Annotated in this window: 17 protein-coding genes and 1 pseudogene; 10 read left to right on the top strand and 8 right to left on the bottom strand. The window is 69.6% G+C overall.

Going from position 1 to position 20,756, the window contains the following annotated elements; all coding sequences use genetic code 11:
* Positions 1–142 precede the first annotated feature (142 nt).
* On the bottom strand, positions 143–4,171 hold the full coding sequence (locus AB0B61_RS52615; RefSeq protein ID WP_358449005.1) for a glycosyl hydrolase 115 family protein: 4,029 nt from the start codon (positions 4,169–4,171) through the stop codon (positions 143–145).
* A gap of 174 nt (positions 4,172–4,345) precedes the next feature.
* Between AB0B61_RS52615 and AB0B61_RS52610 the strand changes: the two genes are divergently transcribed.
* The 3 genes from AB0B61_RS52610 to AB0B61_RS52600 all read left to right on the top strand — a co-directional run bounded on the left by AB0B61_RS52610 (position 4,346) and on the right by AB0B61_RS52600 (position 6,693).
* A complete protein-coding gene (locus tag AB0B61_RS52610) occupies positions 4,346–5,389 on the top strand; it encodes a LacI family DNA-binding transcriptional regulator (RefSeq protein WP_358449003.1) in 1,044 nt (347 codons plus the stop codon).
* Between the two features lie 70 nt (positions 5,390–5,459).
* Positions 5,460–6,380, top strand: a complete 921-nt coding sequence (locus tag AB0B61_RS52605; RefSeq protein ID WP_358449001.1) for a hypothetical protein — start codon at positions 5,460–5,462, stop codon at positions 6,378–6,380.
* 10 nt (positions 6,381–6,390) lie between these two features.
* Positions 6,391–6,693: a glyoxalase/bleomycin resistance/dioxygenase family protein gene (locus AB0B61_RS52600; RefSeq protein ID WP_358448999.1), complete on the top strand. Its 303-nt coding sequence runs from the start codon at positions 6,391–6,393 to the stop codon at positions 6,691–6,693.
* A gap of 11 nt (positions 6,694–6,704) precedes the next feature.
* Here AB0B61_RS52600 and AB0B61_RS52595 read toward each other — a convergent pair whose 3' ends face one another.
* From AB0B61_RS52595 to AB0B61_RS52575, 5 genes are all read right to left on the bottom strand, one after another.
* Complete coding sequence (locus AB0B61_RS52595) at positions 6,705–7,601, bottom strand: hypothetical protein (protein WP_358448997.1); 897 nt, start codon at positions 7,599–7,601, stop codon at positions 6,705–6,707.
* A 165-nt stretch (positions 7,602–7,766) separates the two neighbouring features.
* Positions 7,767–8,195 (bottom strand): hypothetical protein, encoded by a 429-nt coding sequence (locus AB0B61_RS52590; protein ID WP_358448995.1) that lies wholly within the window; start codon positions 8,193–8,195, stop codon positions 7,767–7,769.
* A gap of 57 nt (positions 8,196–8,252) precedes the next feature.
* Positions 8,253–8,696 (bottom strand): RbsD/FucU domain-containing protein, encoded by a 444-nt coding sequence (locus AB0B61_RS52585; RefSeq protein WP_358448994.1) that lies wholly within the window; start codon positions 8,694–8,696, stop codon positions 8,253–8,255.
* A gap of 253 nt (positions 8,697–8,949) precedes the next feature.
* Positions 8,950–9,876 (bottom strand): aminoglycoside phosphotransferase family protein, encoded by a 927-nt coding sequence (locus AB0B61_RS52580; RefSeq protein WP_358448992.1) that lies wholly within the window; start codon positions 9,874–9,876, stop codon positions 8,950–8,952.
* A 56-nt stretch (positions 9,877–9,932) separates the two neighbouring features.
* Positions 9,933–10,805 carry an aldo/keto reductase family oxidoreductase gene (locus AB0B61_RS52575; RefSeq protein WP_358448990.1) on the bottom strand — a complete coding sequence of 291 codons (873 nt, stop codon included), beginning with the start codon at positions 10,803–10,805 and terminating at the stop codon, positions 9,933–9,935.
* Positions 10,806–10,936: 131 nt separating this feature from the next.
* Here AB0B61_RS52575 and AB0B61_RS52570 point away from each other — a divergent pair, with 131 nt between their 5' ends.
* The 5 genes from AB0B61_RS52570 to AB0B61_RS52550 all read left to right on the top strand — a co-directional run bounded on the left by AB0B61_RS52570 (position 10,937) and on the right by AB0B61_RS52550 (position 15,707).
* On the top strand, positions 10,937–11,380 hold the full coding sequence (locus tag AB0B61_RS52570; protein WP_358448988.1) for a helix-turn-helix domain-containing protein: 444 nt from the start codon (positions 10,937–10,939) through the stop codon (positions 11,378–11,380).
* A 189-nt stretch (positions 11,381–11,569) separates the two neighbouring features.
* Positions 11,570–12,709 carry a histidine kinase gene (locus AB0B61_RS52565; protein WP_358448986.1) on the top strand — a complete coding sequence of 380 codons (1,140 nt, stop codon included), beginning with the start codon at positions 11,570–11,572 and terminating at the stop codon, positions 12,707–12,709.
* Between the two features lie 4 nt (positions 12,710–12,713).
* Positions 12,714–13,376, top strand: coding sequence for a response regulator transcription factor (locus AB0B61_RS52560; RefSeq protein WP_358448984.1), 663 nt, complete (start codon positions 12,714–12,716; stop codon positions 13,374–13,376).
* A gap of 104 nt (positions 13,377–13,480) precedes the next feature.
* Positions 13,481–14,956, top strand: coding sequence for a nitrilase-related carbon-nitrogen hydrolase (locus tag AB0B61_RS52555; protein WP_358448982.1), 1,476 nt, complete (start codon positions 13,481–13,483; stop codon positions 14,954–14,956).
* Positions 14,922–15,707, top strand: coding sequence for a FadR/GntR family transcriptional regulator (locus AB0B61_RS52550; protein WP_358448980.1), 786 nt, complete (start codon positions 14,922–14,924; stop codon positions 15,705–15,707). The genes AB0B61_RS52555 and AB0B61_RS52550 overlap by 35 nt, the downstream gene beginning before the upstream one ends.
* Positions 15,708–15,930: 223 nt before the next feature.
* Here AB0B61_RS52550 and AB0B61_RS52545 read toward each other — a convergent pair whose 3' ends face one another.
* Both AB0B61_RS52545 and AB0B61_RS52540 read right to left on the bottom strand, forming a co-directional pair.
* Positions 15,931–16,401 (bottom strand): CBS domain-containing protein, encoded by a 471-nt coding sequence (locus AB0B61_RS52545; RefSeq protein ID WP_358448978.1) that lies wholly within the window; start codon positions 16,399–16,401, stop codon positions 15,931–15,933.
* Between the two features lie 159 nt (positions 16,402–16,560).
* A pseudogene (locus AB0B61_RS52540) lies at positions 16,561–16,755 on the bottom strand (hypothetical protein); the annotation flags it as partial.
* Between the two features lie 301 nt (positions 16,756–17,056).
* Here AB0B61_RS52540 and AB0B61_RS52535 point away from each other — a divergent pair.
* Both AB0B61_RS52535 and AB0B61_RS52530 read left to right on the top strand, forming a co-directional pair.
* The gene (locus AB0B61_RS52535; RefSeq protein ID WP_358448976.1) at positions 17,057–19,573 is read left to right on the top strand and encodes a cation-transporting P-type ATPase; all 2,517 of its coding nucleotides are present in this window, start codon (positions 17,057–17,059) and stop codon (positions 19,571–19,573) included.
* 122 nt (positions 19,574–19,695) lie between these two features.
* Positions 19,696–20,598, top strand: coding sequence for a universal stress protein (locus AB0B61_RS52530; protein ID WP_358448974.1), 903 nt, complete (start codon positions 19,696–19,698; stop codon positions 20,596–20,598).
* Positions 20,599–20,756 lie beyond the last annotated feature (158 nt).

Here is a 20,756-nt window from a genome sequence, read left to right as displayed (position 1 = left end):
CGAGCGAATCGGGCGTTTACCTCGTGCGCCCCCATGATTCGGGTACAAGAATCGGCCACGGCAACCGAATCGCCAACGCCCCATGGACAGGCCCCATCCATCGGCCGATCGATCGATGGGGGCTGTTGACGGAGTCAGAGCGTCATGAAGCGCCCCGGCCGCTGGGGGTCTGGAAGCCGGTCAGGCCGGGGGTGTTCTTCGCGGTCAAGACGATCTGGTTGAGCACCAGCCCGGCCTCACGAGGCGCCAGCGAGATCGTGTGCGCACCCGGCGCGAGCGCCAGCGCGGCCGCGGCGAGGCTCGTGCTGCCGTACCAGGTCTCGAACCCGGTCTCCGGTCCGGACTTGTTCGACTGGTATCTCCACTGCCCGTCGACGACCACATGGTAGGAGTCGGCGTCGGCGTTCGGGTTGCTGGTGTTGACGAACAGGTAGTACGTGCCACCGGTCTGGATGTCGACGGTTAAGTCGAGCCGCGGTGGTGCTCCCGCCGCGGAGCTCCCGTTGACCTTCTGCGTCGGCCCGGCCTTGAACAACGCTTCGGCCTGGGCGGCCGAGGTGGCCAGCCACTGCGCCTTCGCGCCGGCGTCGGCCGGCGGCACGACCTGGAGACCGTTACGAGCCAGCGCCCAGCCGTGCGTGCCGTTGTTGCTGTCGGTCGCGTTGGCGGCGGCGCTCTTCTCCAGCGCGTCGGCCGCGTCGAAGACGACCGAACCGTCCCGCTCCAGATAGGGGCCGACCGGCGTCCCCTCGGCGCTGCCCACGGTGACAGGCGCCACCCAGGCCTCACCACCGGCAGCGGTGATGGAGAGCTCGGCCTTCCCAGCCCGGCGGCCGGTGACCAGCACCTGCCCGTCCTTCACCGCGACCGACGCAGCGGTCTCGTTGTCCGACTCCGCGGCCGCCACATCCCGTACGCCCTCGACCGTGCTCGTCTTACCCACCGACGTCTGGATCGCGGGCAGCCGGCGGAGCTTCGGCATCGTGTCAGGTTGAGGCGCCACGGTGGCCCTCTGGGGTGCGGCGATGTTGTTCGGGCTCTCGGGCGGGCCGACGAGGCCGTCACCGGCCGCGCCGGCGCGGGTCTCGATGATGATCCGGTCGAAGAGGATCGCCGCGTCCGAGCGGTAGACCACGAGGTCGTGCCACCCCGGGGTGGTCACGTCGATGGTGAAATTCAGGGGTTCGATTTGACGCATGATGTTGAAGCCCCAGGGGCTGGTGCTCGTACCGGCGACAGAGTTGCCGCGCAGCAGGCTGGGGACCTGCGCGTCCAGCCCGATCGCCGTACGCGCGGTTCGCGGCGTGCCGTCGTCCTCTGTGCCTTCGTTCAGCGTCGGAATGCGGTAGAAGGTCCCGGTGAACGTCCCGGTGGAGGTGAAGTAGACCCGGTATCTGAGGCGGGCGGTCGTCTCGAAGCCGGAGTCGACCCGGGGCGCGATCTCCGGGAAACCACCCATCGACGCCCCGCGCTGACCCACCCCCTCAAGGGGGGCCCACCGGCTCCCGTCGGCGCCGGGCACGTTCTCGGAGAAGTGCTCGGCCTCCAGGGCCACGTATCCGTTGGCCTCCAAGTGCGCCGGCTCGCCACGGCGCAGATCCACGGCGGCCCGCTCCGCCTCGACCGTGAACGTCGCGACCGGGTCGCCGGCCTTGGCTCTGTTGACGGCGTTGAAGACCCGGATCGTCCCCGTCGCGGCCGGGTGGTTCTTGGCGACCGTCACCGTGACGCGTTGCTCTGTCGCGGTCGTGCCCGAGCGCTGAGAAAGGGTGATCCACCGAGCGTCCGCCTCGGCGACCCACTCCTGCGGTTTCGCCACGTCGTCCCGGGAGAACACGTCGAAGAACCGCTTGTCGTCGGGCGCGGCCGAGTTGAACCGCAGCGTGCCGCGGCCAGGCTCCCTGCTCCCCTCGGCGGCGGCGCCCACCGCGTCGGCCGGTGTGGCCACCCGGGCATACCGGTCGTTGGTCAGCATGACGGTGCCCTCGTTCGGGAAGCCCTCGGGATGGCTGTGGCCGATGGCGTGGTCCCACTTGCCGTCGCTGATCGTGTTCCAGTAGTCCTCGTCGGTGCCGATGCGCTCACGGGCCTGCTTCGAGAGCAACTCGTAGCTGCCCGCGCTGGCGTAGCGACCTTGGGCGGCGGCGAGCTGGTTCTTCCAGTAGTAGCCGATCTGCTCAGCCATGTTGCGGTAGGACCGGACTCGGTGGAGCACCTGCTGATAGAACGCGGAGCGATAGCGCGGGTCGAGCTTGGCGGAGACACCCTCGAGAATCGCCACCAGCTTGTTGGACTCGTTGACGTAGCGCTGAAGCTCATCCCCGTCCGAGGTGGCGCTGAACGGGAAGACCTGACCGTTGTGGATCCTCCCCGAGCCCGCGTTGGAGGAGTTGATCTCCCCCCAGAACTCGGCGCGCTTGGTGTTCTCCAGCGCGTCGAACCTTTCCAGCGCGTCGGCGACCACGGCGGCGTTGTCGCCGCTCAGCCGGAAGTCTCCCCGCAGGTGCTCGGTGAGGAACTTGCTCCCGATGTTGGTGTCGTCATAGCCCTTGACGTCCCAGGCGAGCTTGGCGAACAGGTCGAGCTTGATCTCGCCGGGCTTGATGTCGCCGACGTTGAGGATCCAGTAGCGCCCCGCACCCGAGTTCCACGCCCGGCGCAGCTGCTGCACCATCAAGGACATCGGCGTCGAGTTCAGCCACAGGTAGCTCTTCGGCTCGCCCCAGTAGGAGATGTGGTAGTAGACGCCGTTCCCGCCGGACCGGGCGGCTTCGCTTCGCGTGGGCACCTGGCGCAGGTAGCCCTGGTTGTCCTCGGCCCACATCAGGGTCACGTCGGCGGGGATGTAGTTCTTCAGCCCGGCGTTGTAGAGATCGTTCATCTCCTTGTAGGGGATGAACACCTGCGGCACGGCGTCGGCGCTGCCGTAGACCGCCGCGATCAGCTTGCGCTGCTCGCTGATGACGTCGGCCAGCATCTCGATCTTGTCCTTGAACCCGTACGGGTTACCGGGCGTGAACACCGGATCGCTGTCGTGCACACCTCGGATACCTAAGGCGAGGATGTTCTCGAAGCCGGCGTTGGCGACCACCCGCTGGCGCCAGTACTCCAGGATCGCGGGCTTGTTGATGGAATAGTCGTAGGCCGCCACGGCGTCCGCGCCCTTGATGTCCAGCGCGTCCTTGTTGCGCTCGTACCACTGCCGCCACTCCCCCTCGTTGTTGCGCAGCATCAGCTCCGCGTGAGAGGAGGAGGCCACCACGCCGAACGCCGCCGCCTCGCGGGCGTTGATCGGGGTCCCGTTGTCGTACGTCCCGGTGTCGGTGACCGCGTTGAACGCCCTGGAGGCCAGGTGCATCGCCGGCCACAGCGTGTTCAGCCCGAGCCGCAGCATCAGCTCATAGACGTGCCGGTAGTAATTGACATCAGGCGTGCCGTTACCGGTGGGGAACTTCTTCTTCGCCCACACGACGGTGCGTTCCTCGTCGTTGATGAAGATTCCGCGGTACTTGACGTCCGGCCCGTCCTCGACCCGGGTCCCGCCTTCGACCTCGATGTCGTCGCGCCGTTTGACCGGCATGTCGCTGTACCAGTACCACGGCGAGACGCCGATCTCCTCGGAGATCGAGTAGATCCCGTAGATCGTCCCGCGGGCATCGCTGCCCGCGATCACCAGCGCGTTGCCGACCCCGGGGACCGGGTTCTTGATGGTCTTGGTCGCGTACGCCTCCCACTTGCCCTTGATCCCGGCGGCCTCGTCGAACTTGCCGGCCGCCATGATGTCGTCGATCAGCCGGCTCTGACCGATCTGGCCGACGATGATCGCGGTCTTCTGACCCGCGGCCTGGGTCAGCAGGGCCGGCAGCTTGCGCTGGTCGGCCTTCGCCAGCCGCGCCTGCTTGGCCGGCTCGTCGTCGGCGAACAGGCTCTGCACCTGGCCGGGATCGATCGCCCCGGTCACCATGGCGACATCCTGCCGCAGGTCCTGGACCGCGCGGCGTACCTGCGTGTAGTCCCGTTCGGCGTGATCGCCGCCATAGGACGCGTCGATCAGGATCGGAGCGGTCGTACGACCGTTGAAGAGGATGAAGCCGGCCGATGACGCCTGCGCCGGCGCCACCCCCACCGACGTCAGCGACGCGGCCAGCAGGGCGCCGATCGTCACAGCCACGGACCATCGCCTGGCCCGACCCGCGATGTGCTGCAGTCTCCGCCCGGGCTGCGACATGCCCCGCTCCTCTCGTCCGGCACGTCATCGCGTGGCCGGCATGATCGAAACGTAGGTAGCATGCGACAACTTCTGCAAGCTGCTGCCAGAATTTCATTCTCGTGGCTAGATGCGTTCGTGGAGCCCACCATCTTCGACGTCGCGCGAGCCGCCGGAGTGGCCGCGTCGACGGTCTCCCGGGCGTTCAACAAGCCCGGCCGGGTCAACGAGGCGACGCGACAGCGGATAGTCGCCGTCGCCGCGCAGCTCGGCTACCAGCACAGACCGCAGAACCGCGCTCTCGCGGGTACCCGCCACCGAACCATCGCCATGGTGCTCTCCGACATCACCAACCCCCACTTCTTCGAGCTGATCCGCGGCGCGGAGCAGCGCGCGAAGGCCTCCGACGTCACTCTGGTGATCGTCAACGCCGAGGAATCCCGGCGCATCGAGGAGAACCAGATCCGCGACCTGGCCGCCGGCGTGGACGGATTCGTGCTGGCCTCCAGCCGGCTCGGCGACGAGGTCCTGCGCGACCTCGCCAAAGTGCACCGGATCGTGCTGTTCAACCGAGAGCTGCCCGGGTTGACCAGCGTGACGTTCGACACCGTCGCCGGCTGTCAGCAGATCCTGCTACACCTGGCCTCGCTCGGGCACCAGGGCATCACCTACTGCGCCGGGCCACCCAGCTCCTGGATGGGGGCGGCGCGCTGGGCGGCACTGAGCTCCGGGGCCCAAGCGCACGGTCTGACGGCACACCGGATCGGTCCGTACGCCCCCAACGTCGCCAACGGCGGGGCCGCCGCCGACGGAGCACTGCGCACCGGGGTGACCGCAGTGGTTGCGCACAACGACCTCCTGGCGATCGGCATCATCCGACGTCTCGCCCAGCGCGGTGTTCGAGTCCCGGCCGACATCAGCGTGATCGGGTTCGACGACATCTTCGCCGCCGACTTCGTCCATCCCTCGTTGACCACCCTGGCCGGGCCCGGCTCGCACGCCGGTCGGCTCGCGGTAGAGCTCTTGATCGAGCGGCTCGCCGCCCGATCATTACGCGAGGGCGAGGTGATCCGCCTGCCTACCGAGCTGGTGCTTCGCGAGTCGTCCGGCCCAGCCGAACGCCGCCCCCAAGCGGAGTGCCCTCCCTCACACACCACCTCCCAACAGACAAGGCGCGCATGAAGCGAGCGGACGCGGCGGGGGCAAGCAGACGGGACTGCTCGCGATGACGGCTCCCCCTAAGATCACGCCTATGCGCAAGGACGAGACCGGTGCCCTCGCCAGCTGGTTATGGCATGAGGTGGATCCCGGCGACTGGTCCGGCGAGGTCCTGCAGCCGCTGGCTGAGGGACGCGGCCGGCTGATCCCGGTGGCGGAGCACGAGCGGCGGTACGCGGGCGAGCGGGAATATCGCGGTCTGACCGTCCCCGTCTCCTCGGCAGGCGAACCGGCCGCCGCTTTCCGGCAGCTCGCCGAGACGGTGGAGGGCGCGATCGGTCCGGCCGGCAGCGTCGGCAGCCACGGCCCGACGGGGCCCTGGTACGAGCCTTCGCCGCAATGGGGAGCCCCTTTCCTGCGCTGGCGACGGCCCGGTGCCGAATCGCTCGAATTACGCGCCACCGAGACCGGCACCGAGCTTTGCCTGCAACCGACGGAGCCTTACGAGGAATGGCGGCGTGCCACGTTCGAGTGGGGAGAGCCGTCGCATTCACCGGGTGGGTTCGTCATCGAATACCTGGATGCCGCCAACGAGGGGCTCAGCACGCCGGGCGGATGGCGGGTACCCCGGTGGACCGCGCTGCCGCCCCTGCTGGCGGCGTTCGTCCGGACGCTGCCCGCCGAGACGTACGCGACCGGCAGGGCGGTGGGAGTCACCATGTACGGCGGAAGTCGCTCCGTGCTCGCCGTCCGCTCCGCCGAGCGGCTCACCGTGACGGGCTGGTTCAAATACTTCTCGCCGGGCGAGGACCTGGGCTGGTCGCAGCGGCTCGAACGGACCGTCCGATCGTGGACGCTCGACGCGGGCGGCCCCGGCGAGGTGGATGGAGATTGGCTGGCGCGGCATCTCATCGACATTCTCAAGACGGAGAAAGTGGCCTCCATGGCGAAGCTGGGAAAACACGTCCACGGCCCGGAGAACGCCCACACGGTGCTGTTCGGCCTGGGATTCTGAAGCGATCAACATGCACACCAGCCTGATCGTCCTGTACACCGACCACCTGCAGGAGTGCGCCGACTTCTACCTCAGCCTCGGGCTGCCCCTACAGGCCGAACAGCACGGCAACGGCCCCGAGCATTACGCCGCCGAGCTTGGCGCGACGGTCTTCGAGGTCTACCCGGCCTCCGATCGCCGACCTCCCACAGGCAGCCTGCGGCTGGGTTTCCGCGTCCCCGCGCACGCGGTCGTCCGCAGGCTCCCGACCGGCAGGCACCTTCTCACTGATCCAGACGGCCGCATGGTGGACCTGGAGATCGTCAGCGAGTAGGCCGAGCGCCTTTACAATGTAGATTCGTAAGCGTGGTCAAAGGACGGCGCCCATCGCGAAGACTTCCATCCTTTCGAAGTCGCTCCCAGTGGCGACGGCGAGGATCGCGATCTCGCGGGGATTCCTCCCTCTTGGGTCACTGCCGCCTGGAGCCGATCAGCCAGGCCAGCACCGCGATCGACACCGCGAACAGCGCGGCGTTGAGCGGCTCGGCACCAGCGAGGAGGCCTAAGAAGATCACCAGCGACGCTGTGCCGCCATACATGATCAGCGCCGCTGTGACGCGTGGGGCGAACGGCCAGTGCCGCGGTGAACACCATCCTGGTCATCTGGTCGGGCGGCGTGTGGAAGGCCAGACCCTCCGTGTGGTTCTCGTACAGGGCGCGCCAGTGCCGGCGTTCGCGGTCGAGCAGGTAGGCCGACAGGTCGGCGGGGTCGTCCGGCTGGCGAGTGCCGCGTACATGAGCGTCCACGGCGACCAACGCCGCCATGTGCAGGGTCAGCGTCAGCTCCAGCCCCGGATCGTTGAGCCAGACGGGAGAGGGTACGGCCTCCGGGTCCGCCACGCCGTACCTGGCCGCGAAGCAGTCACATGCGATGCGGTAGAGCCGGGCCCGCTCGGCTTCCGTCCGGGTCGGCGGACCGAGCAGTTGATCGCTGGTGTGTGCCTGGTGATCGGCGAGCGTGGCCCGTAAGGCGGGCCACGGATGCGGCGAACGCGCCAGCAGCAGGACACGGGCCGGAACGGTGCCGTGCAGGAGCGCGTTCGCCATCAGCCAGGTGAGATGGGAGGTGGGCCACCGGTCGGCGTAGTCCACCAGCAACAGGACGCCCTTGGCCGCGCCCGGGCTCAGGTCCTGAGACCCCGGCGATGCCTGGACCGACCCCATGGGGCTGACCGCGGTCACCACCGTCCAGCCATTCCGGGTCGCTCCGCGGCGGGCCCGCCCAACGGGTGAGGACGTAGAGGGGTCCGCGGTCTTGGAAGACGTGCAGGTCGGCGCCGATCACGCCGTAGGCGTAGCCTCCGCTCGCCGTGACGTTCTGCCACATCAGCGATGGCTGGGGAAGGCTCACCAGCCGACGTCGTCTGGGCGGCCCTGGATGATCACGTTACCGCCCTGGGCGGCGAACACCGTGGCATTGTCACGGGCGATGTTGGTCTGGACCCAGGCCCGCGCCGCGTCGGGCAGCCCGTCCTGGATCTCCGCCACCAGGGCCTGAAGCTCCTCGGCGGCCTCGGGATGCGCCTCGATGAAGCCTTCGAGCTCCAGCTGCCAGGAGCCGGCCAGCGCCGTACGGGCGCGATCCGGATCGCCGGCCGCGACGCGTTCGGCGTTGCTGTCCAGCTGGGCTTCCAGCCTGGCCTGCTCGTCCTTGCCCTTACGCGCGAACAGCCGCCCGAACCCCTGCCGCGCCGCGGTCCACCCGTCGGTGGCCATCGCGCCCACCAAGGTCGTCGCCCCTGAGGCCGCCAGCGCCACCAGCGTCTCCGTCAGCATCAAGCCCTCCCCTCGAACACCGCCCCTCGTGCAGTGTGCGCCGCCAGGCGACGCGGCTCAATCCGTGCCTTCCGGGAACACGACGCCCTTCCGCAGGATGAAGCAGCCGTAAGGAGCGGGCTCCAGGGTGTGCACGACCGCGTAGGCGTGCTTGGCACGCTCGTAGAAGTCGTGCCGCGGGACCACGCCGTACTCCAGTGGTCCGCCGTGAGCCGCTCCGGCGATCTCCAGCACTCGCTCCTGGTGCGGCGCGATGAGGGCCGGGTCGTCCTTGACCTCCATCCGCTCGAGCGGGTGCGCCACGAAGGCGTCCAGCGGAAAGACCGTCAGGATGGCCTCGATGGCTCGTACGACCCCGCACTCTCCCAACCGAACCACGGGTCGCCCCGAGGCGAAGGCTGGGTAGTTGCGGTCGACGACGAGCAGAGTGTCGCCATGGCCCATGTCATCGAGGATCTTGAGCAAGTCCCCGTTGAGCAGGGGGTCTATTCCTTTGAGCATGAAGTTCCCTCTTCAGGAGTCGGGCGTCGCGGCCGGCCCGTCCGGAGACTCCGCGGATCGCGGGCCCTTGCGGCGGCGAAGGTTCCGGCCAGGGTCGCCGCGCGCAAGCGCCAGCTTGACCTCCAGCTCACCCAGGCCATCATCTTAGCTGGGCCCTGGCTCGGCGCCCGGCGAGCAGCCGGCCGGCCGGCTTGGTCGTCTGATCAGCCGCCGCCGCGACCGCTCGGGTCGTGGCCGAGTTCGACGGGTGGGATCAGGACAGATCAGCCCAAGGAGCTGGTGGAGCTGAGGCGAAGAAGCGGAGCAGGCCCAGGAGCCGGCTGGCCGGAGGGGCGGTCCAGTGGCGTTCGCCCGGGCGTGGGACTGGATCCGGCAGGCGGCCGAGAGCCCAGGTGAGGTGGAACCACAGCACGCGAGCTTCCCAGGTCGTTGTGGTTTCCTGGCCGGTTTCTCGTCGGTAGCCGTCGAGCATGGCTGGGACGCCGGTGAGGGGGATCTTGGCGAAGTCGACGGCAGGGTCGGCCCATTCGGCATCACCCCAATCCACGATCCCGTTGAGCTGAGCCGTCGTCGGGGAGACGAGCAGGTTCTGCGGAGCGATGTCGCCGTGGACCATAACCTTAGGTGGGTTCGCGGGGAGATGCGGCGAGAGCCGGTCGAACCAGCCGGTGAGCCAGCGGGCGGTCTCGGCGTCGATCCAGCCTTCTTTGAGGAGGCGGTTGGTGAGTGCCCAGGGGTCTGGGGTGCCGTCCTCCGCGGGGACGGCGGCAAGGGCCGGCGCGCTGGCCGGGGATAGCCGGTGTAGTTTGCCCAGCTCCCGCCCCACCTGCTGGAAGACACGTTCCGTGTCGGCGGTGGGCAGGTCGAGACGCGCGAGATCGACTCCCTGCGTTCGGGTGAGCACCATGTAGGGCACGTCCACCACCGAACAGGTGTCATCGAAGGCGATGACTTCCGAAGTGCGCACGCCCGCGCGCAAGGCGGCGGGGATGACCGCGGCCTCCTTGACCAAGTCCGGGAGGTACCGCTCGGTCCGTGGGATGCGCAGGACCAGGTCGTCGCCGAGAAGGAAGGCATGGTTGGCCGCCCCTGGGGGAAGGGGCCGTACCTGTTCGGCGATGGTCCCGTGCCGGCCGGCGATGGCGGCCAGCGTTTCCTCGCTCGTCTCGTACTCCACCATGGTCGAGCATGCTGGCACGGACGGCGCGGGGTGCGCGGGCCTGTCGGGGATTGCCGCTAGTGGCCGATCTTGTCCAGCTCGGCGAGCTCCTCGTCGGAGAGGGGGACTCCCGCGCCGGCGACGTTCTCGCGCAGGTGCGCCGGCGAGGAGGTGCCAGGGATCAGCAGGATGTTCGGCGACCGCCGCAGCAACCAGGCCAGGGCGACAGCCATCGGCGACGTGTCCAACCGGGTGGCTACGGTCGAGAGCGCCGAGGACTGCAGTGGGCTGAAGCCGCCGAGGGGGAAGAAGGGCACGTAGGCGATGCCCTCCTTGGCGAGGGTGTCGATCAGCTCGTCGTCCTGGCGGTAGGCGAGGTTGTACATGTTCTGCACGCACACGATCGGCGCGATCGCCTGTGCCTCGGCGACCTGTTCGGCGATCGCGTTGCTCACTCCGAGGTGCCGGATCAGGCCTTGCCGCTGGAGTTCGACGAGCGTCTCGAACGGCTCGGCGAGCGAGCCGGGCTGGGGTCCTTCGGCGTTGCCGAGCCGGAGGTTGACCAGGTCGAGCGCCTCGAGGCCGAGGCTCTCCAGGTTCTCGTGGACGGAGCGGCGCAGCTCGTCGGGCTTTCGGGCCGGGGGCCAGCCGCCCTGCCGGTCCCGGATCGCGCCGACCTTGGTCACGATGTGCAGCGAGTCGAGGTACGGGTGCAGCGCTTCGCGGATCAGCTGGTTGGTGACGCGCGGACCGTAGGCGTCACTGGTGTCGATATGGGTGATGCCGAGGCCGACGACCTCGCGGAGGACGGCGAGCGCGCTGTGGCGGTCGGCGGGCGGCCCCATGACGCCAGGGCCGGCGAGCCGCATAGCGCCGTAGCCGAACCGGGTGACGGTCAGGTCGCCCAGGGTCCAGGTGCCGCCGGGGAGTGAAGTGGAGAGCGTGCTCACGCCTCTGCCTTTCGTGTTGAGCTGGGTGGTGGGGCCTAACGGCGCCTTGTATAAATATGGGGAGGTAACTTCCCGATGGGAAGTAGGCACCTCAGAGTGCGTAAGTCGCCCACGGGTTGGAGGAGCGGTCGATGACGACGATGACGGCGGCCCAGAAGAAGGCACAGGCCAAGGCGGAATATGACGCCTTCGTGGCGGAATGTCCGAGCCGCAAGCTGCTCGACCGGATCTCCGACAAGTGGGTCACGCTGATCCTGGCCGCGCTGGGCAGCGACGGCTCGCATCAGTTCGGCGCCGACTGCGCCGGTGAGCCCAGGTCGATGCGCTACTCGGAGTTGTCCCGCCTGCTGGCCGGCGTCAGCCAGAAGATGCTCACGCAGACGCTGCGCTCCTTGGAGCGTGACGGTCTCATCACCCGCACCGTGACGCCGACCGTGCCCGTCACGGTCACCTACGAGCTGACCGACCTCGGGCTCTCCCTGCACCAATTGATGCGCGGCCTCAAGAGCTGGGCCGAGACGCACATGGACGATGTGCTCGCCAACCGCGCGACGTACGACACGCACGTCGCCTGAACCGGGACCGCGCCGTCAGGAACACTGCCGTCGGCAGTTCATCCGCGGCATGCTCCCCGGTGCCCTCAAGGGCTGAGACCGATGAAATCGGCCGGTTCGAACACCACTGGTGATCACTCCTGAGAGTGAAAGGCGCTATCCGTCGTGGGAGGGATGCGCCGGGCGGCTTGGATCCCGATACTGGGCGAGATGCCCGGACTTATTGAGCGGCTGCGCACCTGGTTGACGGACGTGCCGCCACGAGTGGTCGACATCGCGATCACGGTCGCCGTGTCGGCGGCCACCGTCGGTCCCGCGCTCGTCCCCTCCGCACAGCCGTGGTGGGTCGTCGCGCTGGCCGTGCTGGCCTCGGTGCCTGTGCTGTGGCGGCGCAGGGCACCGCTCGTGGTGACCTGCGTGGTCGGGCTGGCGATGACGGCGCTGGTGATGTGGGAGAAGCCGATGCTGCCGTACGGGCCGCTGGTGGGTACTTACACCATCGCCGCTCTGAGCCCGCCGCTGCTGCGGCTGGCGGCCGTTCCGGTCATCGGCGCGGGGGTGTACGTCTCGCTCGCCCTGCCGCACGAAGGACTGGACTCCTATCGCGTGGTGGGTACGGCGTTCGTCGCCGCGTACGCGCTGGGCACCAGCACCCGTGCCCGCCGCGCCCGGGCCGCCGAGCTGGCCGAACGGGCGCTGCGGCTGGAGCGGGAGCGGGCCATCGCCGCGGCTCACGAGCGGGCGCGCATCGCCCGGGACATGCATGACATCCTCACGCACTCGGTCGGCCTCATCGTCGTCCAGGCCGAGGCCGGGCCGCTGATGCTCCAGGCCGATCCGGTACGCGCGCGGGCCGCCTTCGACGCGATCGCCGACACCGGCCGGGGCGCGATCGCCCAGCTGCGGACCCTGCTCGGCACGATGCGCTCGGGCCAGCCCGGTAGCCGGGAGCCGCAACCCGGGCTCGCGGCCCTGCCGGAGCTTCTCGAGCAGACCGGCCGTTCCGGGCTGCGGGTGACCTTGACCAGCGACGGCGTGCCGCGCTCGATCCCCGTCGAGGTCGACGTCGCGGCGTACCGGATCGTGCAGGAGGCGCTGACGAACGTGCTGCGCCACGCGGACGCGCGCTCCGCGCGGGTGCGGCTGCGCTGGACGCCGGGCGCTCTGGCGGTCGAAGTGGCCGACGACGGCAAGGGCACGGACGGCAAGGGCACGGACGGCGAGGGGGCCGGCGGCGAGGGGCATGGCCTGATCGGAATGCGCGAGCGGGCCGCCGCCTGCGGGGGGACGCTGCGCGCCGGTCGGGGGGAGAAAGGCTTCGTCGTGGCGGCCTCGCTCCCGGTTGGATAGGCGTATGCACCGCGTTCTCGTGGCCGACGATCAGGATCTGTTCCGCGCCGGCTTCGCCATGATCCTTGACGCCCAGGCCGACATCACCGTCGTCGGCGAGGCGGCCGACGGCGCGCAGGCCATTCGAGCAGCCACCGAGCTGCGCCCGGACGTCGTGCTGATGGACGTCCGGATGCCCGGCATGGGCGGCATCGAGGCGACCGAGCGGATCTGCGCGACGACCTCCGCCAAGGTGCTGATACTGACCATGTTCGATCTGGACGAGTACGTCTACGACGCGCTACGCGCGGGGGCCAGCGGGTTCCTGCTGAAGGACATCCGTCGCGACGAACTGGCCGCGGCGGTGCGCGTGGTGGCGGCGGGCGAGTCGCTGCTGGCGCCCACGGTGACCAGACGCCTGATCGAGGATCTGGTCCTGCGGCCGGGCCATGGGGTGGCGCCCCGGCTGGCCGCCCGCCTCACCGAGCTGACCAGCCGTGAGGCCGAGACGCTGCGACTGGTGGCCCGGGGGCTGTCCAACGCGGAGATCGCCGGCCAGCTGGTCGTCAGCGAGTACACCGTCAAGAGCCACGTCAGCAGGATCCTGACGAAACTGGGGCTGCGCGATCGGGTGCAGGCGGTCGTGTTCGCCTACGAGTCGGGACTCATCGTCGCCGGCGACGCCTGAGCCGTCCGTGAGAGGGAGTGCGGAGTTCACTCTCGCCGCCGATGTGGGCGCGGGGCGCCGGTGTGGAGTATCGAGGCGGTTTCCCTGGCGAAGGAGTCTGCTCGATGAGATCACAACGATGGTGGTTGATCGCCGCGGCGGTGCTGTCGGCCACGCTGTTCTTGTTCGGTACCGGCTTGCGGCCGGTGCCATGGTGTACGTGGATCGCGCCGATCCCGATCCTTGTCGTGGCGCCGCGCTGCTCAGCGCGTGCGGCGTTGGCCGTCGCGTCCCTCGCATGGCTCGGCGGCCAGACCCCCATGTGGGGATATTTCCTGAACACGGTGCAGATCCCGCCGATGTTGGTCGTGCTCCTGCTCGTCGGCTCGGCGCTGCTGTTCGGTCTGGTGGTGATCGCCTACCGGGGTCTGACGCTAGGCGGACACCCCCTGATGGCCGTCGGCGTCGTCCCGGCCGCGTGGGTCGTCATCGAGTACGCGCTGTCGCTGATCACCCCGAACGGCGCCTGGTGGAGCCTGGCCTATACCCAGGCCGACGTCCTTCCCGTCATCCAGATCGCCTCGGCCACCGGGCCATGGGGCGTGACGTTCGTGCTGATGGGTCTCGCGGCCACGGCCGCCGTCCTGCTGCGGCCCGGTGCGGTCGGCCGGGTGCGGGTCGCCGTGGTCGCCGCGACGGTCGCGGCCCTGGTGACGGGCTACGGGTGGTGGCAGCTACGACCGGCCGAGGCCGGGGCGGCGGTCAAGGTGGCGCTGCTGGCCACCGACCGGTCGATCGACCCGGTGGCGCTGACCGATCCCGAAGGGCGCGACCTGCTGGCCGGATACGTGAGCCGCATCCCGGCCCTGGCCGAGCGCGGGACCGACGTCGTCGTCCTTCCCGAGAAGACGTTCCGGGTGGATGACGCGGACCTGCCGTCGCTCGCCGGACCGCTGTCCCGGCTCGCCTCCCGCCACCGCGTCGACATCGTCGCGGGGCTGATCCTCGTGAGGGACGGGCGCGAGTACAACGCGGCCATCGACTTCCCCGCCGATGGCGGACGGCCCGTCGAGTACGTCAAACGCCACCTCGTCCCCGGGCTGGAGAGCGATTTCGAGGCCGGTCAGGCGCAGGCGTTCGTGCCCGGATCCGGCCGGCGATGGGCGATCGCGATCTGCTTCGACCTCGACTTCCCCGACCTGGTCCGCGACTATCGGCGCGCCGGGGCGAGCGCGCTGTTCGTACCCGCCTGGGACTTCGATGACGACGCGTGGCTGCACAGCCGGATGGCGATCACGCGCGGCATCGAGAACGGGCTCGCGGTGGCACGGGCGGCCCGGCAGGGCGCGTTGACCGTGAGCGACCCGCACGGCCGCCTCCTGGCCGAGGCGCGCACCACCGGCACGTCCTTCGTGTCGGTGACCGCGGACCTGCCGGATCGTGCGGTGCCGACTCTGTACACCAGGCTCGGCGACTGGTTCGCGTGGATCTGCGCCCTCCTGCTGGTCGCGATATTCGCCTCCCGGGCATTCCTGCGCCCCTCCCCCGCTCCTGTATCTTCGGGGCATGCCCACCGACCTGTCAGCACGGATGGGCGATGATCTGTCGCGTTCCCACCGAGGTCTCCTGACCGAGCGCATCGCGCGTCAGCTCGAGCACGACATCCGCGCCGGGGAGATCCAGGCGGGATCCAAGCTCCCTTCTGAGCGTGAGCTCGCCGCCCAGTTCGGAGCGAGCCGAAACGTCGTGCGTGAGGTGCTGCGGCGGCTGGAAGCGCAGCACCTGATCGAGGTCGCTCCCGGTCGAGGGTCGTTCGTCCGGGAGCAGTCGTCCGTACCGGCCCGCAGCTACGACGCTCTTTACCGGGCCGAACGGCCGACGGTCCGGCAGCTCATCGAGGCCCGCATCTCGCTCGAGGTGGAGATCATCGGGCTGGCCACCGAGCGGGCCACCGACGACCAGCTCGCCGCGATGCGGCAGGCCAACGACGCGCTGCTCAAGGCCGATGATGTCGTCGACAAGGCCTACGCCGACCTCGACTTCCACGACGCGATCGCGCAGGCGAGCGGCAATCCGGTGCTGCGGATCATGCTGTCGTCGATCAGCGGCATGATGTTCGAGATGATGCTCCGCTCGCATTCCGACCCGGCCATCGGCGAGCCGGGTGTGCCCCACCACCCCGAGATCTTCGAGGCGATCGAGGCCAGGGATGTCGAACGGGCCCGGCGCTACATGCGCGAGCACCTCACTCTGGGGTTGCGCACCTACGGCAAGGATCTCGACCTCAGCGTGAACGTGATGGCCAGGCAGCACATCGAGACGCTGCTGAGTCAGGCGAAGGGCCGCGGCTAGTCACTTACCCGCACAGTCCAGGGTTGGCCATGATGAGGTCGGCCTGTTATGGTCCAACTGGTCATACCAGTTGGACCAAGGGAACTCGGGGGACGCGCCGAGCAGAAAGCCGATCATGAGCATGTCCAACATCGACCACCACCTCAGCCGCCTCCGTCTTCCCCCACGCCTACACCTTCACCGACGGACACCTGCATCCGGGACAGGCCGCCACGGCATCCGCTCAGTCGCCCGCGGGCAGGACGGGGTCGAGGTGGAACATCCCGGTGATGAGCTCGCCCGGTCTGTCGGCGGCCCTGACCCGGCCGGCGACCGCGGCGAGGACATCCCTGGCCGTGATCAGCCCGATCAGCCCCTCCTCCGAAACCACGGGGAGCGCGTCGCATCCGGCGTCGAGCATCACGGCCGCCACCTCTGGCAGCGAGGTGTCCGGCTGGACGCGCGGCCGGCGCCTGCCGTCCAGCAGCCCGCGCACCTGGCGCCTGGACTGCTCCTCCAGCCCGCCCGACCAGGACGCGGCCACGTCCTCGCGGGTGAGCACGCCCAGCACGTGCCCGTTCTCAACGACCGGCAGGTGATGGACCTCGCCCCGGCGCATCATCTCCCAGGCCATCAGTGGCGACTCCTCGGGCCTGATCGCCACCAGGATCCTGCTCATCGCCTGCTTCGCCGTCAGCAGCTCGATGTTCATCATGCGTCTCCTTCGCGAGGCTTCCTGCCACCTCCAGCCTCGCGAAACAAGCCCGCCGGCACCCGGGGACGAAGTCCTCGATATAGGTGCCTTTGGTCCCGAATCAGCCCCCGACCGGCCAACGCCCATCTCCGTTACCAGAGGTGGGCGTTCGGTCGCGGGCTACGTCAGCCAGGCGGTACGCCGGACGATGGGCAGGTCGCCCAGCCCGAGCGTGGCTCCGGCGTCGGCCAGGACGACGGCGTAGATGAGGTGTTCGTCCATGAAGGGGTTGTTGGCCAGCGGCAGTTCGGCGGCCCACATCAGGACCAGCATGAGCGTGCCGGTGACCGCGGCGATCCGGGTGCCGACGCCCAGGGAGGAAGCCGGCCGTCGGGCTGCCGCCCGAGATCTTGGTCCCCGCGGCCCAACAGCAGCGACTCTCCATCGGACCCGCTCGCGGAGCGTCGCCATAGGGCCGGAAGTCCGTCGGACAGGATCCGAACGACTCTGTTTGCCCAGATGAGGAGTGCGTAGCGTCGGGGGCATCGCAAGCCGGGGACGAGCCGGGCGCGCCCACCGTGCACGGGCTCGGACTGGTCAAGGACGCGCCGTTCGTCCAGGAGATCACCGAGCATGGGGTGGCCGACCGGACGACAACAAGGTCAGAGAGGAAGACATGGTGGTCCGCGCACCCTCTGGGTTGTCGTCCGTGGAGGCGGCAGTGCGTCTGGAGCGGGATGGGGCCAACCTGCTCCCGCAGAAGCCGCCCGTTCCGTTGTGGCGGCGGGTGCTCGCCCAGCTTCGCGATCCGCTGATCGTCGTCCTGCTCGTGGCGGCGGCGTTGACCATCGTTACCGGCGACTGGACCGACACGGCCGTCATCCTGCTCGTGGTCGTGGTCAACACCTCCGTCGGGGTCGCGCAGGAGGTCCGCGCCGACCGGGCCATCACGGCGTTGTCACAGCTCACGGCCCCGGAGGCCCGGGTGATCCGCGACGGATCCCAGGTACGGGTTCCGGCGGCCGATGTCGTCGTGGAAGATCTGCTGGTGCTGGCCGAAGGCGACATCGTCGTGGCCGACGCCACGGTGGTGGAGTCGGCGGCCTTGCTCATCGACGAGTCGTCCTTGACCGGTGAGTCGGTGCCGGTGGACAAGGCCGACGGAGATCCGGTCTCCTCGGGCACCGTCGTGGTGCGAGGGCGTGGCCGGGCGGTGGTCACGGCCGTCGGGGCGGCCAGCGCGAGCGGCCGCATCGCCTCCATGATGGTAAAGGGAGCCGCTCTGACGCCGTTGCAGCAGCGGCTGATGGGGGTGGGCCGCCTGCTGGCCGGTGTCACGGTGTTGCTGTCCGCGGTGGTGCTGGCTTTGGGGCTGGTCCGTGGGCAACCGGTCGAGCTGATGGTGGTGACCGCGATCAGTCTGGTGGTCGCGGCGGTGCCCGAGTCGCTGCCCGCCGTCGTGACCTTGAGCCTGGCCTTGGGAGCTCGCCGGATGGCCGCGCGCGACGCGCTCGTACGCAGGCTGCCCGCCGTGGAGACGCTGGGCTCGGTGACGGTGCTCGCCACCGACAAGACCGGGACTCTCACCGAGGGCCGGATGGTCACCCGGCACCTCTGGACCCCCACGGGGGAGGCCACGATCACCGGCTCCGGGTACGCGCCCGACGGCGAGGTCGTAAGCGACTCCCTCGACACGGTGAGCCTCATCGATCTGCTGACGGCGACCGTACTGTGCAATGACGCGCGGTTGTCGCCGCCGCAGGACGTCGGCGAGGAGTGGACGGCGCTGGGCGACCCGACGGAGGCGGCCTTGCTCGCCGCCGCCGCCAAGCTCGGCCTGGACCGCGGGGAACTGCAGGGGCGCTTCCCGCGCGTCGCCGAGCGTCCCTTCGACAGTGAACGCAAGCGGATGAGCACCGTGCACCGCCTGCCCGGCGGAGGCGGCCGGGTGATCTGCAAGGGAGCACCCGAAGCGCTGCTCCACGCGCCTGTCCTGACCGACGATCCCGCGCTGCTGGCCCGCGCGGCCGAGCGCGCCGAGCAGCTCGCCCAGGCCGGATACCGGGTCATGGCGGTGGCGAGCACCGATCTGAGCGCTGTCCCGGACACAGCGCGGGAGAGCGGACTGTCGTTGCTCGGGCTGGTCGCCATCCTGGATCCGCCGCGTCCCGCCGCGGCCGCCGCGATCGCCGCCTGCAAGCAGGCCGGAATCAGACCGCTCCTCATCACCGGCGATCACCCTGGGACCGCCCGAGCCGTCGCCACCGAGCTGGGCATCATCGCCGCCGGCGACCCGGTCGTGGACTGCCGGGACCCCGGAGCGTCCGATCAGGCCGGGGCCGGAGTGTACGCCCGCGCCACCCCCGGGCAGAAGCTCGAGATCATCCAGGGTCTGCGGGATCGCGGCGAGACCCTCGCCATGACCGGTGACGGCGTCAACGACGGACCGGCGCTACGACGCGCCGACATCGGCGTGGCCATGGGCAAACGCGGCACCGAGGTCGCCCGCCAAGCCGCCGACCTCGTGCTCGCCGACGACAACCTGGACACCGTTGTCGCGGCTGTCGAGGAGGGCCGCCGGGTCTACGCCAACATTCGCCGGTTCCTGGTCTACGCCCTCTCGGGCGGAGCCGCCGAGATCGCGGTGATGCTGCTGGGGCCGTTCGCCGGCCTCGCGCTCCCCCTGCTTCCCGCCCAGATCCTGTGGATCAACCTGCTCACGCACGGACTGCCGGGCGTGGCTCTCGGTGGCGAGCCGGCCCTGCCCGGAGCCATGACCACCCCGCCACGGCCGCCCGCCCAGAGCATCCTGGGCGCCGGACTGTGGCAGCGGGTGATCCGGATCGCCGTCGTCCTGACCGCCGTCACCCTGGGCGTCGCCGTCTGGGCCCACCAGACAGGACGCCCGTGGCAGAGCATGGCCTTCTTCGCCCTCGGCGCCACCCAGCTCGGCGTCGCGCTCGGTTCCCGCACCAGGCCCGGCTCGCTGGCCAACCCCATGCTGCTGCTCGCCGTCGCCGGCGCGTTCGTCCTGCAGCTCGCGGGCCTGTACGTGCCGCCGCTGCGCGAGCTGCTCGGCACCGAACCGCTGCCCCTGGGCGACCTGTTGATCGTCACCGCGCTGTCCACCCTCGGCTACGCCGCCGTCCGGCTTGATCGGATCCTGCACCCATCCCGCCGGCGCGCCACCTGATCATCACGTCCGATGGGCGGGCGAGGGCAAGCGAGACAGGGCCAAGAGTTTCATCGCCGATGGGTCTCTTCTCATCGGCTGGGGGAAATGCCGCATGGACAGAGAGATTCCAGGAGGCGGTGGTGAGCGATCGATACGCTGGTCGGCCCATTCTGGTCGGCTACGACGATTCGCCTGAGACCCATGAGGCGCTGCGCTGGGCGGTCGAAGAGGCGCGGCTGCGCGGGCTCCCCGTACTGGTCTGCCATGCTCTGCACTGGCCCTATGTGCTCAGGCCCGTCGCACAGGAGGTCCTCGCGCAGATCGAGCAGGTCGCCCTCGGCGTCGTGGACGATGGCGTCCGCCGGGCCCGCGCCCTGGCTCCGGACGTGGATGCCCAGCCGCTGCTGGGGAGAGGTACGCCTTCGGCCGTGCTCCTGGAGGCCACCCGCGAAGCGGAGATGACCGTGCTCGGCACTCGCGGGCGGGGCGGGTTCGATGGCCTGCAAGTGGGGTCGGCCGCGGTACAGGTGCCCGCGCACAGTGTCAGGCCGGTCGTCATCGTCCGGCCCCTCCCGCAGCCGAGCGGCCAGGACGTCCGGGTCGTGGTCGGCATCGACGGCTCGCCGGCGAGCCTGGCGGCCTTCGACTTCGCTCTGGACGAGGCCGCGCTGCGCGGCGGCACCGTGACGGCCCTGTGCTGCTGGGGAGAATGCCGATCATCGACGTGGCAGGAGCCGCTTCCCTTCGTGGACTCGCACGCGCTGCGCAAGGGAGCGGAGGCCCGCTTCCGGGAGGTCGCCGCCCAGCTGGCTCGCCGGCACCCCGATGTGCCGGTCAGGACGGACTTCGTGACCGAGCGGCCCCAGCGCGCGCTGATCGACTCGGCCAAGGACGCCACGCTTCTCGTGCTCGGCACCCGGGGGAACGAGTCACCCGCCTGCCTGCTGCTGGGACCGGTCACCCAGACCGCGCTGCTCGAAGCCTGGTGCCCGGTCGCGGTGATCCCCACCGCCAATCTGAGACCGCTGTTCCCACCGGGATGAACCGCCACGGTGTGCCGCGACCCCGGCTCTCATGCCAGCACGTCGGACAGTGGCCGGCGGACCGATTCCTTGTCGTCGAAGGTGATCCCGAGCCGCATGATCATCTGTGGGTACTCCTGCGAGCACAGCTCCTGCCTGAGGAACTCGCGCAGGTGGTA

This window comes from Nonomuraea sp. NPDC049158, assembly GCF_040648335.1.
Lineage (GTDB): Bacteria > Actinomycetota > Actinomycetes > Streptosporangiales > Streptosporangiaceae > Nonomuraea.
Note: the sequence above shows the minus strand (reverse complement) of the source record. Positions and strands in the feature narration are given on the sequence as shown.

Excerpts from the sequence above, each read along its gene's own strand:
- AB0B61_RS52605 (WP_358449001.1), top strand. The coding sequence starts at position 5,460 with ATGCGCAAGGACGAGACCGGTGCCCTCGCCAGCTGGTTATGGCATGAG.
- AB0B61_RS52600 (WP_358448999.1), top strand. The coding sequence starts at position 6,391 with ATGCACACCAGCCTGATCGTCCTGTACACCGACCACCTGCAGGAGTGC.
- AB0B61_RS52590 (WP_358448995.1), bottom strand. The coding sequence starts at position 8,195 with ATGCTGACGGAGACGCTGGTGGCGCTGGCGGCCTCAGGGGCGACGACC.
- AB0B61_RS52585 (WP_358448994.1), bottom strand. The coding sequence starts at position 8,696 with ATGCTCAAAGGAATAGACCCCCTGCTCAACGGGGACTTGCTCAAGATC.
- AB0B61_RS52580 (WP_358448992.1), bottom strand. The coding sequence starts at position 9,876 with ATGGTGGAGTACGAGACGAGCGAGGAAACGCTGGCCGCCATCGCCGGC.
- AB0B61_RS52570 (WP_358448988.1), top strand. The coding sequence starts at position 10,937 with ATGACGACGATGACGGCGGCCCAGAAGAAGGCACAGGCCAAGGCGGAA.
- AB0B61_RS52565 (WP_358448986.1), top strand. The coding sequence starts at position 11,570 with ATGCCCGGACTTATTGAGCGGCTGCGCACCTGGTTGACGGACGTGCCG.
- AB0B61_RS52560 (WP_358448984.1), top strand. The coding sequence starts at position 12,714 with ATGCACCGCGTTCTCGTGGCCGACGATCAGGATCTGTTCCGCGCCGGC.
- AB0B61_RS52555 (WP_358448982.1), top strand. The coding sequence starts at position 13,481 with ATGAGATCACAACGATGGTGGTTGATCGCCGCGGCGGTGCTGTCGGCC.
- AB0B61_RS52550 (WP_358448980.1), top strand. The coding sequence starts at position 14,922 with ATGCCCACCGACCTGTCAGCACGGATGGGCGATGATCTGTCGCGTTCC.
- AB0B61_RS52545 (WP_358448978.1), bottom strand. The coding sequence starts at position 16,401 with ATGATGAACATCGAGCTGCTGACGGCGAAGCAGGCGATGAGCAGGATC.
- AB0B61_RS52535 (WP_358448976.1), top strand. The coding sequence starts at position 17,057 with ATGGTGGTCCGCGCACCCTCTGGGTTGTCGTCCGTGGAGGCGGCAGTG.